This window comes from Vibrio nomapromontoriensis (genome assembly GCF_050337205.1).
GTDB lineage: Bacteria > Pseudomonadota > Gammaproteobacteria > Enterobacterales > Vibrionaceae > Vibrio > Vibrio nomapromontoriensis.
This window is the reverse complement of the sequence record NZ_JAKJSS010000008.1, coordinates 596,325-611,592: the sequence shown is the minus strand read 5'-3', so window position 1 is coordinate 611,592 and position 15,268 is coordinate 596,325. Positions and strand designations below refer to the sequence as shown.

General features: G+C 44.7%; 10 protein-coding genes. 7 read left to right on the top strand and 3 right to left on the bottom strand.

Translation table 11 applies throughout. The annotated features are described in order from the left end of the window. From fhuB to L4D05_RS10425, 6 genes are all read left to right on the top strand, one after another. Positions 1 to 1,995 carry a Fe(3+)-hydroxamate ABC transporter permease FhuB gene (fhuB, locus tag L4D05_RS10450; protein WP_428793917.1) on the top strand — a complete coding sequence of 665 codons (1,995 nt, stop codon included), beginning with the start codon at positions 1 to 3 and terminating at the stop codon, positions 1,993 to 1,995. 349 nt (positions 1,996 to 2,344) lie between these two features. Then, positions 2,345 to 4,111 carry an IucA/IucC family protein gene (locus tag L4D05_RS10445; protein WP_428793916.1) on the top strand — a complete coding sequence of 589 codons (1,767 nt, stop codon included), beginning with the start codon at positions 2,345 to 2,347 and terminating at the stop codon, positions 4,109 to 4,111. Further along, positions 4,101 to 4,931: a GNAT family N-acetyltransferase gene (locus L4D05_RS10440; protein WP_428793915.1), complete on the top strand. Its 831-nt coding sequence runs from the start codon at positions 4,101 to 4,103 to the stop codon at positions 4,929 to 4,931. Before L4D05_RS10445 ends, L4D05_RS10440 begins: the two co-directional genes overlap by 11 nt. Further along, on the top strand, positions 4,924 to 6,717 hold the full coding sequence (locus L4D05_RS10435; protein WP_428793914.1) for an IucA/IucC family protein: 1,794 nt from the start codon (positions 4,924 to 4,926) through the stop codon (positions 6,715 to 6,717). Before L4D05_RS10440 ends, L4D05_RS10435 begins: the two co-directional genes overlap by 8 nt. Before the next feature lie 10 nt (positions 6,718 to 6,727). Further along, the gene (locus L4D05_RS10430) at positions 6,728 to 8,068 is read left to right on the top strand and encodes a lysine N(6)-hydroxylase/L-ornithine N(5)-oxygenase family protein (RefSeq protein WP_428793913.1); all 1,341 of its coding nucleotides are present in this window, start codon (positions 6,728 to 6,730) and stop codon (positions 8,066 to 8,068) included. Positions 8,069 to 8,243: 175 nt separating this feature from the next. Continuing rightward, on the top strand, positions 8,244 to 10,466 hold the full coding sequence (locus L4D05_RS10425; protein ID WP_428793912.1) for a TonB-dependent receptor: 2,223 nt from the start codon (positions 8,244 to 8,246) through the stop codon (positions 10,464 to 10,466). Between the two features lie 225 nt (positions 10,467 to 10,691). Here L4D05_RS10425 and L4D05_RS10420 read toward each other — a convergent pair whose 3' ends face one another. The 3 genes from L4D05_RS10420 to L4D05_RS10410 form a co-directional block, all read right to left on the bottom strand. Beyond that, positions 10,692 to 11,609 carry a DMT family transporter gene (locus L4D05_RS10420; RefSeq protein ID WP_428793911.1) on the bottom strand — a complete coding sequence of 306 codons (918 nt, stop codon included), beginning with the start codon at positions 11,607 to 11,609 and terminating at the stop codon, positions 10,692 to 10,694. A gap of 512 nt (positions 11,610 to 12,121) precedes the next feature. Further along, positions 12,122 to 12,892 (bottom strand): carbohydrate deacetylase, encoded by a 771-nt coding sequence (locus tag L4D05_RS10415; protein WP_428751099.1) that lies wholly within the window; start codon positions 12,890 to 12,892, stop codon positions 12,122 to 12,124. Between the two features lie 8 nt (positions 12,893 to 12,900). Beyond that, the gene (locus tag L4D05_RS10410) at positions 12,901 to 14,232 is read right to left on the bottom strand and encodes a 6-phospho-beta-glucosidase (RefSeq protein ID WP_428793910.1); all 1,332 of its coding nucleotides are present in this window, start codon (positions 14,230 to 14,232) and stop codon (positions 12,901 to 12,903) included. Positions 14,233 to 14,343: 111 nt separating this feature from the next. Between L4D05_RS10410 and L4D05_RS10405 the strand changes: the two genes are divergently transcribed. Further along, a complete protein-coding gene (locus L4D05_RS10405; RefSeq protein WP_428793909.1) occupies positions 14,344 to 15,237 on the top strand; it encodes a LysR substrate-binding domain-containing protein in 894 nt (297 codons plus the stop codon). Positions 15,238 to 15,268 lie beyond the last annotated feature (31 nt).

The following is a 15,268-nucleotide window of genomic DNA, read 5'->3' as shown; positions in this document are numbered from 1 at the left end:
ATGATGCAATTAGCCATTTCCCCATTGAAAACACCACAGAGCAGGTTTCACCTATTGGCGTTTATGACGCTGTTAGTACTAGGCTGGCTGTTGGTTCACGCGCTTCCCTATCAGTTAACGCTATCTGAATGGCAGACCTTTCTGTTCCATCGTGACGATAGCGACTTTAGACAACTCATTCTGCATTTTACCTTCTTCCCACGTTTATCCATGGCCTTGGTTTGCGGTGCATCATTAGCCGTTGCCGGGTGTTTAATGCAGCACTTGTTGCAAAACCCCATGGCCTCTCCAACGACATTGGGTGTTGCGGCAGGCTCTGAGCTGGGTATGACCGCAAGCTTACTCGTGGGCTCCGTCGCTGGTGGGCTCACTCAATATATGTTTGCTTTCTCCGGAGGACTGCTTGCGGCGGGCTTAGTGTTTTTGCTAACCGCTAAAAAAGGCTTCGCACCGCTACAAATGGTATTAGCAGGAATGGTTGTGACTCTGTTTCTGGGCGCGACGAACATGATGTTGGTGATGCTAAATGAGCAACAGCTAACCAGTTTGTTTGTTTGGGGTGCGGGCGCACTCACTCAGCAAGGTTGGGAAAATACGCAACTCGTTTTGGCAATTCTTACGCTTACTATTGTGGTGATTGTTGTGATTCAGCGACCACTTGCAGCGCTTGGACTAGGTAGTGAGGTGGCCGAGTCTTCAGGGGTGAATGTCGCTCGAATCAGATTATTTGGGCTGACCTTATCGGTACTCATCACCTCTATCGTTGTTGCAACGGTAGGCGTGATTGGTTTTATTGGCTTAGTTGCACCAACGGTCGCTAAAATGTTGGGTGCTCGCCGATTTATCCATCGTGTTTTCATCAGTGCTCTTGTTGGCGCGTTGTTGCTGCTTTTTGCTGATTTACTGATTCAACCATTCTCTGGCGTCTCTAGTGAGTTACTTCCCACTGGGGCAATAACCGCGTTACTAGGCGCACCTTGTCTTTTATGGCTGCTCGCAACCAACAAGTTTTCAGCGAGCTTTAAAGCCGAAGATGTCGCGACGAAGCGCTATCATCCTCGATCCTTTCCACGAATATCGAGCCTCCTTTATTTGTTATTAGTTGCACTCTTTTGTATTGCTGTGTTTTTAGGGCGAACTCAAACAGGATGGCAGCTCTCTTATGATTGGAGCATTATTGACCTAAGGCTACCTAGGGTACTGGGGGCGATATTTGCAGGTTGTGGACTGGCACTGGCTGGAACGATTGTGCAGAGGATTACCGTTAACCCAATGGCAAGCCCGGAAGTGATGGGTATTAGCTCAGGTGCGGCACTTGCTTTGGTCCTATGTGCATGGTTGGGATTAACACCAACCAGAGCGGAACAAATTCTTTATGGTGGCATTGGTGCGGCGTTGGTGATGATGGCAATTCTTCAATTTAGCAAGCGATCCAATTATGCACCCACACAATTGTTATTGACGGGCATCGCTGTTAGCGCAGCGCTTGACGCCATTTTGAGGGTCGCTTTGTCATCGGGACAAGATAATGTGCAGGCGTTACTTACTTGGCTTTCGGGGTCTACTTATTTAGCGAGTTATCAAGACGTGCTGGCGTTAGCGTTGGGGGTGTTGGTTCTGGGAGGAGGGGCGCATTTGTCCTGCCGATGGTTAGACATACTCAATTTAGGGCAAACTTCTGCCGTTTCCGTTGGTATAAACACGAAACGAACGCGTTTAGTATTGCTGATTATGGCATCACTGCTGACGGCATTAGCCACATTAGTGATAGGTCCACTGAGCTTCGTTGGTTTACTTGCTCCACACATTGCTAGGGGGCTTGGTCAATATCGAGCTCGCCATCAATTGGTGGTTAGTTGCTTAGTGGGCGCCAGCTTAATGGTTACAGCTGACTGGCTTGGCCGTACAGTATGGTTCCCTTGGCAGTTTCCGGCAGGGTTGATGGCGTCAGTCGTGGGCGGCGGATACTTTCTTTTGCTGCTGCGTAAGAATTAATACTATTGTTGGAGTGAGTACTTTTCGCTATGAGTTTGAGAGTAACTCGACGAGTGAATAGTACTATGAACTCAAATTATCAATAATACTCATGTGAGTAAAGTCACAAAAAAAGGCACGGGGACGTGCCTTTTTTATTGGTCTTTTTGATGGTTCTATCAACCTGTTACACGCTATTTCCCCGACGTTGCGTTTACATTTTGACCATATCTCGTCATCAGTTCGTCCCAATCTCGAAAATACTGCTTATTCCTCAAATTACCCGCACAACAAAGTTATTGTAATTGATTATGATAATAATTAGCATTCGCATTGTTGTTTGTGGTTCAACTTATAGAGGTAATGACAGATGAATCCTAGTCAAGCACGTACTACGGATGTAGCGGCAAATTGTTTCTTTAATGGGCTTTATCGAGAGTCTCGCTTAGCGAGTATTGTTGCGGTAGGCGAAGACCGGTTTTTAACGATACCGATAGGCAGCAATAGCGACATACGAGTCAAAGTGTTACGAATGTCTAAAACGGGCATGAATTGTTATTCATCGACGATTGTTCGAGGTGGTAGCGATGGTAAGTGGTGGGAGTTCATTACATTCGAGCGTGCGGTTGAGTGTATTCTTTCAAACGCGGAGCTTGTGGGCGATATGTCCGCTTCGCAAAAATCTGCATTTTTGGATGCGGTGATGGAAAGTCACAGAAATACTTGGGTTGCCTTGGATCGATATGGCCATCATCAGGACGATAAAATGTGGCAGTTTCTTGAAGCTGAACAAAGTTTGTTCACTGGTCACTCCATGCACCCAGCGCCAAAGAGTCGCTCTAATCTGAGTATCGAGCTAAGCCAGCAACTTTCACCAGAACTGAAAGCTTCATTTTGTCTAAGGTGGTTTGCAGCTTCTGATGACATTATGGTCGGCGATTCAGCTGGGACTGAAAGTTGGCAAGATTATTTGCTTAAATTGCGACAAAGTGACAGTAGTTTGCCAGATGAGATACATGAGTATGACCACCATCAGGGATGGAATGTCTTTCCAATGCACCCGTGGCAGGCGGAGCAAATGTTGGCGCTTAGCAGCATACAGCCGCATGTGAAATCGGGTCAGTTAGTTGATTTAGGTTTTGCTGGACAATCTTGGTCTGCTACATCCTCAACACGTGCACTGTTTAATCCAGACTCTCCTTTCATGCTCAAATACTCTTTGAGTGTCAAACTGACGAATTCGATTCGTTTACTCTCTGAAAAAGAAGTAAAACGCGGCGTTGCTTTGGCTTCTATTTGTGAACATCTCACTCCATCGCAATATGAACTCATCAGCCATGAGCTTAGGATTTTACAAGAACCCGCCTATATGGGGTTAGTTGATGGCGATGGGCTAATCATTGACGAATCGCTGCTTACCATTCGCGAGAACCCTTTTAGGGCATCACTTGAGAGCTCTCATCGCTCCCAAGCCGTGTTAGCCACACTATGCCAGCAAACGCCTTACTCCAGTGATAGCTCTGTGTTGTCATCTATGATTCATACCCAAAGTAAGAGGAAAAAAGCTTCCGCTGAGTCTGTTGCTCTGGAGTGGTTCGAGCAGTTTTGTGACAAGGTTGTGTTGCCTATTTTTACGCTTCAGAGCCAACTGGGCATCGTGCTATTAGCCCACCAGCAAAATATTGTTGTCGAAATGGAAGAGGGCTTGCCAACTCAAAGCTACTTTAGAGACTGTCAAGGCGTTGGGCTGACGAAATTGGCGTTTAGCCTATTCCCTAATTTAGGCAATCCGACTGAGACCGATAATTATTGGAATGACGATAAAGTGAATCGTTACTTTCCCTACTACCTCATTATTAACTCCGCTTATGGTGTCATTGCCAGCCTATCGAGCTTGGTGGATGAAGATCAACTATTCATGATATTAAGATTGCGGTTACTCGCGCTGTATGAAAGTAACCCAGCCGATCATGATTGCTTGAAGTACGTACTGACCTCGCCGAATTTGTGCTGTAAAGGTAACTTTTTCTGCTATTTACATGGACTTAATGAGAACTCGATTCCTGATCCGTCCATTATTTACTTTGATTTGAATAACCCCCTTGTAGCAACACAGGAGTTAGTCGATGAACTCTGATGCATTAGTTAAAAAAATAGAAGCGCAGTTAACTTACTCAACAAACAATGAGGGCGTCGCACTTTCTGACGATGAATGCCGTCGCCTAAATCTATGCCCATCTTGGCTTGAGAATAACGAGCTGTCTAAAGCCGCCTTTTATCAATTGACGGCTACTGGACACAAACATCAACCATCTGATCGCTTTCCTTTAATACTGGAACAGCGAGATCCACGAAAGGGCTATAACCCGCTTCGCCCTACTAAGCCAACAGGGGAGGTCTACAGCCGTTTTGACGTCTCGCTAGACAAGGTTATTTCGTTTCGTACCTTCGATCCAAATCGCGATATGGATAGGTTTGAAAAGTGGATGAATGATGCCAGAGTCGCCGAGTTCTGGGAGCAAGCATGGACCAAAGATAAACTCGAAGCGTTCATTCTTGAGCGACTCTCTGATTCTTTCACATTGCCGTTAATCGGAGAGTTTAATGGGCAGCCTTTTGGGTATTTTGAAGTCTATTGGGTTCAAGAGGATCGACTCGCGCCTTACTACGACTGCCAAGCCTTTGATCGGGGCATACACCTTTTAGTGGGTGAAAACAGCTTTCGGGGAAAAGCGCATTTTGACTCGTGGCTATGGGCGCTATGCCACTATATTTTTCTAGATGATGTTCGCACCACGCGAATCGTTATGGAGCCTAGAGTTGACAATGCAAAGTTATTTCATCGCTTAACGACCACCTGTTTTGAAAAGTGCTTTGAGTTTAATTTTCCTCATAAAAGATCGGCACTCATGATGATGCTAAGAGATCGCTTTTTTACGGAGGCTCGCAATGGATGATATGACCGCTATCTCTTGTTATTGGGCGGCCGCGAATCGGCAAATGGTCGCGAAAATATTAAGTGAATTTTATTATGAAGGCGCATTTGATATTGGTAAAAGTGAAGCATTTGTCAACACGCAAGAGTATTACGCGTGGGTCGGTGAGTCTAAGTATCTTTTTATGGGCCAATGGTATATTTGGGATAATATCCAGATTGATCCTGCATCGATCCGCCGGATAGATAATGGCAAGGAAAGCGACACTATCGAAGCGCTTCATCTGCTTGAAGATCTAAAACATCATTTACCAATGACCGATGAGCAAGTTGCGGAACATGTAGAAGACATGAACGCTACGCTCTATTCGGACTGTCGAATGATGGCAAACAGAGCCGATTACTCGGTAGAGCGTTTATGTGATATTTCCTTGTTACAGCAGCAAGCCATCGTTAATGGTCACCCCAAATTTGCTTTCAATAAAGGCCGACGAGGATGGGGAATTGATGACTTACAAGCTTACGCTCCTGAGTATCAAGCCCAGTTTCAACTGATGTGGGTCGCAGTATGTCGCGACACATTGCAGCAAGGTATTGCCAGCCACCTTGAGTGGAATGAACATTTGAATTCGAGCGTGCTTTCTGCCGAAGAATGGTCGCAGTTTCATCAACAAATCCACGCCTTGGGTGTTGATATCGCCAGCTATGTGATTCTACCTGTGCACCCGTGGCAATGGCGCAGCAAAGTATCGTTAGCTTTCATCAAGGAACTGAGTGACCACACACTGATTTATTTAGGTGAAGCGGGGGCTTTCGTTTCATCTCAGTTATCGATTCGAACATTATCGGTTCACCCATCTGGGGCGAATACGGCTGCGCCACAATATGATATTAAGTTGCCGCTGACGATAATGAATACCTCTTGTTATCGTGGCATACCAGGGCGATATATCAAGGCTGGACCTTATGCGTCAAGTTGGATTAAGACACTGTGCAGCAACGATAGTGAATTGCAACGCCTTGGGACACAGGCATTGGAGGAGCCAGCCAGTGCCTACATTGACGCTCAGTGTTATTCGCCGTTAACGAACGCCCCGTATCGCTATCATGAATTACTGGGAGTCATTTGGCGGGAGTCGGCAGAAAGCCAAATAAAACAAGGCGAGCATGCGTATGTCATGGCGATGCTGTTTGAGCAGGACAGTCATGGTAACTCGGTTATTGTTGAGTTGATCAAGCGATCAGGGCTTGCGCCAAAACAATGGCTAAATAAGCTATTTGAAGTCGTGGTGATCCCTTATTACCACTTGTTAGCGAAGCACGGTATTTCCTTAATTGCTCATGGTCAGAATGTGACGCTTATCTGCCGGGACAATATACCTCAGCGCATTCTATTGAAAGACTTTCAAGGTGATATGCGATTAGTTAAATCCGATATCCCTGAACTTGACGGGCTTCCCGATATTGTTAGGCAAGTGACAACTCGCCTTCCTGAAGAATTGATTATTCATGACTTGCAGACGGGGCACTTTGTTACGGTTTTGCGGTTTATTTCACCACTTCTTCATCATTTAGATGTGTCAGAGCTGGAATTTTACCGCTGCCTTTCTCGAGTTATTAGACAGTACCAACATCGACACCCTGATCTTGCTGAACGGTTTGAAAGCCTTGATCTATTCAAACCAAAAATTCTAAGACTGGGGCTGAATTTGTCTAAATTCCGACACAACACCGATAAGAGCAGCGATCGCATGCTACCGGATATGGATCGATATATGGACAACCCACTTTATATTGCCGAACAATAAGGAACATTAAATGAAACACACCACAGTTCATCAAGAGATATACGATTTGATCGGCGTAGGAGCTGGCCCATTTAATTTAAGTGTTGCCGCGTTGGTTAATGAAACATCCACGGTAAAAAGTCTTTTTCTAGAGGCCCGAAGCCAGTTCTCTTGGCATCCTGGCCTGTTGTTAGATAATGCACACATGCAAACTCACTTTCTGAAAGATCTCGTGAGTGCGGTGTGTCCTACGAGTCCATATTCATTTCTCAATTATCTAGTGACCAAGAAAAAATATTATCGTTTTTTAAGTACAGAGCAAAACTGTATCAGCAGGCAAGAGTTTTCCGATTATCTGCACTGGGCCAGTAATGAAATGCCTAACGTACAGTTTAATCACCCGGTCGAGCAGATTGAAAAGCGTGACGGTCTTTATCATGTTCACTCTAATGGACAAATATTTAAAGCAAGACACCTTTGTTTGGGAACAGGGAAAACGCCATTTTTCCCCGAATCAGCTAAGCCGTTTTTGGGAGCTAACGTGTTTCATGCCGCAGAGATTGCCTTGCGTGACCGAGACTTTTCGGGGCGTAAAGTGACGATTGTTGGCGGTGGGCAATCTGGTGCGGACATTTTCCTTAATATTCTTAATGAGAAATGGGGTAAACCAGCGAGACTTAACTGGATCTCGAGACGAGCCAATTATCAACCGTTGGATGAAGCTTCCTTCACTAATGAGTACTTTACGCCAGACTATGTTGAAAATTTTTACAAGCTAAATCATGCCATTAAGGAAAAAGAAGTGGCCAGCCAGAAGTTAACTTCAGATGGGGTGACCCAGAAGTGCTTACTGGAGATTTACCAAGCGCTGTATCAAAGGTTTGATGTCGCTGGTGAAGAACGTTGGGTGCATTTGCTGCCACATAGGACGATGGTTGAGATGAACCAAGTAGGGGACGCTTTTAGATTGCATTATCAAAATGGTCTAACTAGCGGCGCTGAACAGGAAGACACGGATATTGTTATTCTGGCGACCGGCTATCAGGGGAGTGTACCTAGCTGCGCAAAACCGCTAGAAACGTATTTTCAACGCGATCACAACCAGAATATTTGCCTTGGTCAAGGATTTAATATTGCTCAATTCGATCAACAAAATTACGGCGAGGTCTTTGTTGTTAATGCAGGAATCCATAGTCATGGTATCGCTGAACCCCAGCTAAGTTTGGCGGCGTGGCGAGCGGCTAAGATCATTAATTCGGTGGCAAATTCGATGATATTTGATATTAGCAGCCGAGGTGACTTTATCGATTGGAATACGCCTAGTAATACAAGCTTATCAATGAATCATGACGAAAATCATCAGTTTGCTTAATTGAATAGCAAAAATCATCCACTCAACTCTCGCATTTATATAATCAAGGAAAATAAAAGTACAAATATAAATGGAAATAGTAATGCTTATCATTTATGATCCTGCGAGAGTTGGATTGTGGCGTGCTACATCCGGTAGTCATTAGTGTTAGTGGTTTAAATAATAAGAGAAAACAATGAAAATCAGTTCAAGGAAATTTGCGCTCAACGGCATTCTGGCAACGATGGTTGCTTCAGGTTTTAGTGTATCCATGTCAGCACATGCTGAATCGGATACATCGGGTGTTGAACGCAAAACAGATGAAAAATTAGTGGTGGTGGCGAGTCGTGCCCCTAAAAGTATTAGTGAAATCCCAGCGACAGTTTGGTACGTAGACAATGAGGCGATAGAACGTGGTAACCGCAGTGGTAAAAGTCTCGGTCAAATTTTAGCTCAGGAAGTCCCTTCACTGGATATTTCAACGGAAGGCCGAACCAACTACGGACAAAACCTTCGTGGTCGCCCAATGCTTGTCATGATTGATGGTGTCTCTATGAACTCATCAAGAGCGGTGAGTCGCCAGTTAGATTCGATTGATCCGTTTAATATTGAAAGAATTGAGGTGTTATCTGGTGCGACGGCCATTTACGGGGCGGGCGCGACAGGTGGTGTGGTCAATATCATAACTAAGAAAGCAGATTCTGAAGCGCTACAATTTGAGTCGTTTGTGAGTGGTCAATCTGGATTTAATTCCAGCGAGGATGGAGACTTTAAAATTGCTCAGTCGGTGAGTGGCGGCAATGACAAAGTACGAGGACGTGCATCGGTCGTTTATGGTAAAACCCAAGCCTTTTATGATGCTAATGGCAAAATGGTGGTGCCGGATACCACGCAAGGTTCGTCGCAGTTCAATGAAGTACTAGATACCATGGGCTCATTAACGTTTGACCTTGCTGATTCAAAGTCCGTTAATTTATTGGCTCAGTATTACAGTAACCAGCAGTCCAGCCCTTATGGCTTAAACTACGGCCCTAATTTTGCCAACAAGACTAATCCAACGGTTTCTGATGGCTTTTCTTCTGATCGTCAGCAAGGCACGAAAAGGGTGCTACTTAACGCCGAATACTCCGATACGGATTTCATTGGGCAACAGCAACTCTTAGCTCAATTGTCGTTTAGAAATGAAGATTACACTTTCGCTCCTTACCTTTATTCAGATTCAAGAAATGGCGACCACCTCAGAGCTTCCCAGCAGAAAACTCAAGTAATTAGCTTTAAAACAGCACTAGTAAAAGACTTTGATAAACTGAGCCTAAACTATGGCTTAGATGGCTATATGGACACGTTAGAGTCGAATCAGGTTATTTTTGATCAGGCGACGAGCGCAGCTTCAGGTGGCATGGTGAATAACACCGCTCATACGATAGGGCGTTACCCTGGTGTGGAAACCTCATCGGTAGCGGCTTTTGCTCAATTGGGCTACCAGATCACGGATAAATGGAGTGTGGAAGGGGGCTATCGCTTCCAATATATGCACAATAAAGTGGATGACTTCATTGCTGCGAACGAGCAAGTCAATATCGCGATGGGATCGGCCACGTCTGCAGACGCAGTTAAAGGCGGCTCGACCGACTATAACATCGGGCTGTTTAACGCAGGCACTCTATATAAGCTCACGGATGATAGTCAGATTTGGGCGAATTTCTCGCAAGGCTTTGATTTACCCGATGCCGCTAAATATTACGGCAAAGGTAAGTACGAAGATGACGCGGCGAATCCGAGTCATAGAAAGCTGGTTCAAGCCTATGATATTGACTCCGCTCGTTTAGAAGGCGTTAAAACGAATAGCTATGAAATAGGCTACCGCATAGATATGAATAGCTTGAGTATTCAAACGGCGGCGTACTATGCGTTATCGGATAAATCAATTAAGACGAAAAACTACGACGTTATCGTTGAAAACAAAGATAAGAGAACCTATGGCCTAGAGGCATCGGTGGGTTACTACATCAATGATAATTGGAGTATTGGTGCCAACGGCCATCTTGTCGAAACGGAAGATAAAGACCAGACCACCGGCGAATGGAAGAAAGTGGGTGTAGGGTACTCCAGTGCCTCTAAAGTCGGCTCTTGGCTTGGGTATGCACAAGACAGTTACTCTGCTCGTTTACAAAGCCAAACGATGTTGGATAGAGAAGACGATCAAGGCGGTAAGCTCAATGGCTATACCACGGTTGACTTCTTAACAACGGTTCAATTACCCGTTGGCAGCGTAGCATTCTCGGTTAATAACTTATTTAATGAGGATTACACCACAGTATGGGGACAAAAAGCTCAAATCCTGTATCGTGGTGGTGAGCGTTATAACTACAAAGGACGAGGTCGTACTTTTGCTCTGAACTATCAAGTGAACTATTAATATTCAAGTGAACTATTAGTTTTCAAGTGAACTACTCGCATACATAAGCCCCTCTTTAAGAGGGGCTTATGTCATTGTTGAACTGAAACACATTTATTTTGGTTATCTAGTACTTCCCCCTCACCCCTTAATCGTTAGTGCGAGCGCAAAACGCATTCAACGTTGTACGCGATTAACTAAGCGATAGGCATTTAGAGGCTCATCGCGAGCCTCTAAAGAAAGAAACTAGTTATTGCTCGCGGCTTTTAGTGTGGAACGTAGTTTGAAAACTCCTTTTGGTACCTTAGTGAGTAAGATGCCAAACAGAAGAGGTATCATCATAACCAGTGATTGCTCAGATAGCACTTCACCGTTGATGTAACACGAAATTAGCAGAGCGACCACTGGGAAGATTAGAAAGCAGATAGACGCCTGAAATGGTGTCGATACTTGCCCCAATTTAAAGTAGGCAACAATGCCGCCAACACTTGCTATAAAGCCTAGGTAAACTACCGCTGAAATTGAGTCCCATGTGAAGGATTCGACATTGACGTTTTCACTCATAGCCGAAACGGCGAACAAGAACAGAGCGGCAATTAAACTCGGTACCGCATTGTAGGTCAGTACTTCAATGCCTTTGCAGTGCTTTTGAACCAACACATACATAACCGCGTGAATAGCGACAGCAAGGCCTAAGCAAACGGTACCAATTAGGTAGTCTTCGCCACCCATCTGCATTTCATTGCCGAGGATTAGACACAAGCTAATTACTGCTGAAATTAAACCGAATATTTGGTGCTTTGCTAGTCGTAGACCTAAGAATAAGCCAGACATCAACATGACTGCGACGGGCATGTTTGCGAAGATGATCGACGCTAATCCTGAAGAGATATATTGCTCGCCATAGATCATCAAAGTAAACGGAATAGCAAAGTACATCAGCGCAACTATCAGTAACCAGCGACGTTTACCTTTTGGAAAAAGCAGAGGCTGGTTAAAGGCTTTCGCCAATACTGCTAGTAAAGGGGCTGCTAGGATAAAACGCAGTGCAGTAGCAAAAATAGGTGGGATAGAGTGTAGTGCTACTTCCATGGCGAACCAAGTGGTCCCCCAAATTAAGCAAACTGAGACAAATAGTAAAATAGTTAGCGACTTCGAATTCATGAAAACTTCTCATTAATAATTGTTTTAAATCATAGGCTTGTGACGCCTTTCTGATGTGCCACAGTATAGGTAAGTCGCCGGAGAAAAAAATTGCCTTTTTGTCTCTAATTGGCATTGTGTGGGGAAATAAAATCTACAAACCATAAATAATGAGTGATAATTTTCTATTTGATGTGATTCTGGCGAAGTCATTGTTCTTCGTGTGGTTTTAGGTTTGAATCGCGAGTTAACTTGGGTAAACCACACTGGCGGGCTTTCGAGCACAACGTGAACCTGTCACGTATCCCCACCTTTGATTACAAATATGCCAAGGATAGAAAGCGAACTGGTGTGGAAGTTCTGCAACGTATTAATACCTATAGTACTAGTACTAGTAATGCCAAGGTCGATGGCCCCCTTACTTCGAATGACCAAGTTAAACACTATTAAATTGGTCGCCCCTCATAAATAGGGGCGTTTTCAGGGGGCGTTAAAGCCATCAGGCGACGATCTATTGTTCCTTTGATTAGCGCTTAGCCGTGATGGAGATGATTAAATCCGACACAGTCTATACCTTGGTTTTTTAGCCACGTCTTTAACTCCATTGAGGTTAAGAGTTTCCATTCATCAACGCGTTTTTGAGTATACCCGGATAATTCGACTAGCTCCGGAGTGACCGTTTGGGCCGGATGACACATTAGTTCAACCACTCCGCTCGGCATTTTATTTTGATAGCTGATAAGCATCGCTTTTAGGTGCTCAAGGCTTACTCCTTCATCATAAAAACCAAGATCAAACGCATCGGGTGTCGCGACTTTCAACACATCTTGCCCCACGATAATGCTGTCAGTGCGTCTTACTGGCAAATTAACGTCGTTAGCAAACTGAGTAAATGCGGTTTTTAAACGAGGAAAGATGCCACCAAAGTGATGTGTGTCGAGGTGGTTGATAGCTAAGCCCGCCTTGAGTGCAGCGTAGTACTGCGCTTTCAGCTCCTGATAGACTTGCTCTGAGCAGACATCGGCTTTGTCGTATAATTCGCGTCGTGTTAGGAAAAAACCTTGCTCATCAACCAGTGTTGACACCTCTTTCGCGTCTAGAATCGGCTTCCCCGCAGTGACGGTGAAATGCAGACCTAGTTCGTGAATTAACCCTTGGTGGTATAAATCTATGGCATGCTGTGTACCCGGTTGGTTCATCATGATAGTGGTCGATTTAACGATGCCTACTTTAAAGCAGTCGACGATAGCGTTATTGACGCTTTCAGTTAAGCCGAAGTCATCGGCGTTAAGAATTAGCTTCATACTTTGTCCTATCGAGTTAATACATGAGAGAATGCAGGCATGAATTCAATATTCTCTTGCACCGTTTCTTTGATCGCTTCGTCGATATGGCTACCACTATCAACAATAGGGTTGAGAATCAGCGCGCGTTTAGCTGCGTTAGTATCGCCATTTATAGCAGCTTCTACGGTGAGCGTTTCAAACTCCTTCATTAGCTGTATCAATCTCAGTGTATCTTGGTCAAATGGTGCGACATTAAGCGGTAAAATAGCGCTACTTGTAATGACGGCACTAACTTCGACAGCACAGTCATTAGGTAAACCTTGGATAGCGCCGTTGTTGCGGGTATTGACGTGCATAATGGTTCGCTTATTGTTAAAGATGCTGCTCATCAGTTCACACGCCGCTTCAGAATAGTGTGCGCCGCCACGTTCTTCTAGTATCTTAGGTTTCGTATCCAGTTTGGGGTCTCGATAGATTTCTAAGAGCTGCGCTTCTACTTTTGCGACAAGTTCAGCTCGATTCGATTTTGATTCGGATGCCGCAAACTCTTTGTGAATGATGTCTCGAGACTGGTAGTAATAACGTAAGTAGGCACATGGCACCATACCCATATTGGTAATTAATTCTGGATCCCAGCGAAATGGCGGAATGTTTTTGGGTGTCATTTGGTCATTGCCATCGAGCAAGGCTTGAGTGACTTGTGCCATTTTATCTTGACCACCGTGCAGGATTTGTCGAGCCCAAACTAAATGGTTCAGCCCGGCAATTTGCATCGTCAGTTCGTTTCGATCGACACCTAACATTTTTGCCGCGCCGCGCTCCATATTAACGGGAACGTTACAAAGACCGACAGTTTTAATGCTGGAGTATTTCAACAGTGCTTCAGTCACCATACCAGACGGGTTAGTAAAATTAAGTAGCCATGCGTCCGGGCATAAGACTTCCATTTCTCTCGCAATGTCTAACGCAATGGGAATGGTACGGCAAGCGTTTGAAAATCCGCCGAGACCATTGGTTTCTTGTCCAATCATGCGGTATTTAAGCGCAATGCGTTCATCTCGCAGGCGTGCTTCTATACGACCAGCTCGGAACTGAGAGCAAACAAAATCGGCATTTTCTAGTGCTTGTTTTCGATTGGTCGTGAGGTGAACTCGGATATTACAGCCTGCTTTTGCAATCATTCTTTTTGTCAGGTCGGCGATGATTTGCGCTTTTTCCATTCCGGCGTCGATATCGACTAACCATAGATCGGCAATCGGCAGTTCATGATGGCGAGTGAGTAAGCCTTCAACGAGTTCAGGGGTATAGCTTGAGCCACTACCGATGACAACGACTTTGAGAGTTTGCTTAGGTTTCATAGAACGACCTCTTAATTAATGTTGTTGGATTACGTGGTTTAATTTAAATCGGATTGGGTATACCCTACAAACTCGCTATTTGCTCTAATGGATTACTGGAGGTAATGCATAGTGCCATTCTCAAATCGTCAACAGCTTCTTGCGTTATTGCACACGTTCAGTATTGCGGCTAAGCACTTGAGCTTTACTTTGGCTGCGGAAGAATTATTTCTAACTCAAGGAGGGGTGAGTCATCGGATAAAAAAGTTGGAGAAACAGCTTAATTTTCGCCTGTTTGTCCGCCAAACACGTAAGCTGGCACTGACTCCTGAAGGGGAGAGAGTTCTGACAATGTTAAACACCTCATTTGAACTCATCTTTAATGAGCTCAGTGATATCCAAAATGGTGAATTAACAGGGGAGATCTATATTGCTACCTCGCCTTATTTTGCGTCGGCGTGGTTAATGCCAAGACTTAACTCGTTTCGGCGTTTATACCCGCATTTAAGTATTAAGCTGCAGACGAAACAGAATCAAATTGAATTTCAGTTTGATCCCTATGATGTGGCGATATTTTATAGTGATGGTCACTACCCTAATCACCATAGCACTCGATTATTTAACGGCATCAGAACCCCCGTTTGTTCACCTGAATACGCAAAAAAACAAGGGTTACTTGACGGCGTTGGGCACCTTGTTGATGCCAATTTTATCCACAGCGGTGATAGTAGCTCGTGGCAGCACTGGTTGCAGAAAAGCGAGTTGACGATGGATTGTCAACGTAGTTATGACCGATACAGTGATAATCGGTTAGCCATTGAGGCGGCGTGTTGCTCTATGGGCGTCGCATTAGGTCGATATGAATTTGTCAAACCATTGATAGAACAAGGGGTGCTTATTGCGCCTTTTGCAAGAGTCGATTCTGGAAAAGGCTATGATTTGGTTTGCCCGCAAGGCATGCAACATCGTTCGAAGTATCGCGTTTTTTCTGATTGGTTACACAGTCAGCTAGAAGAGGTTGAATAGGTTCGTAAGGTAGCCTCTCCTAAGAGAGGCT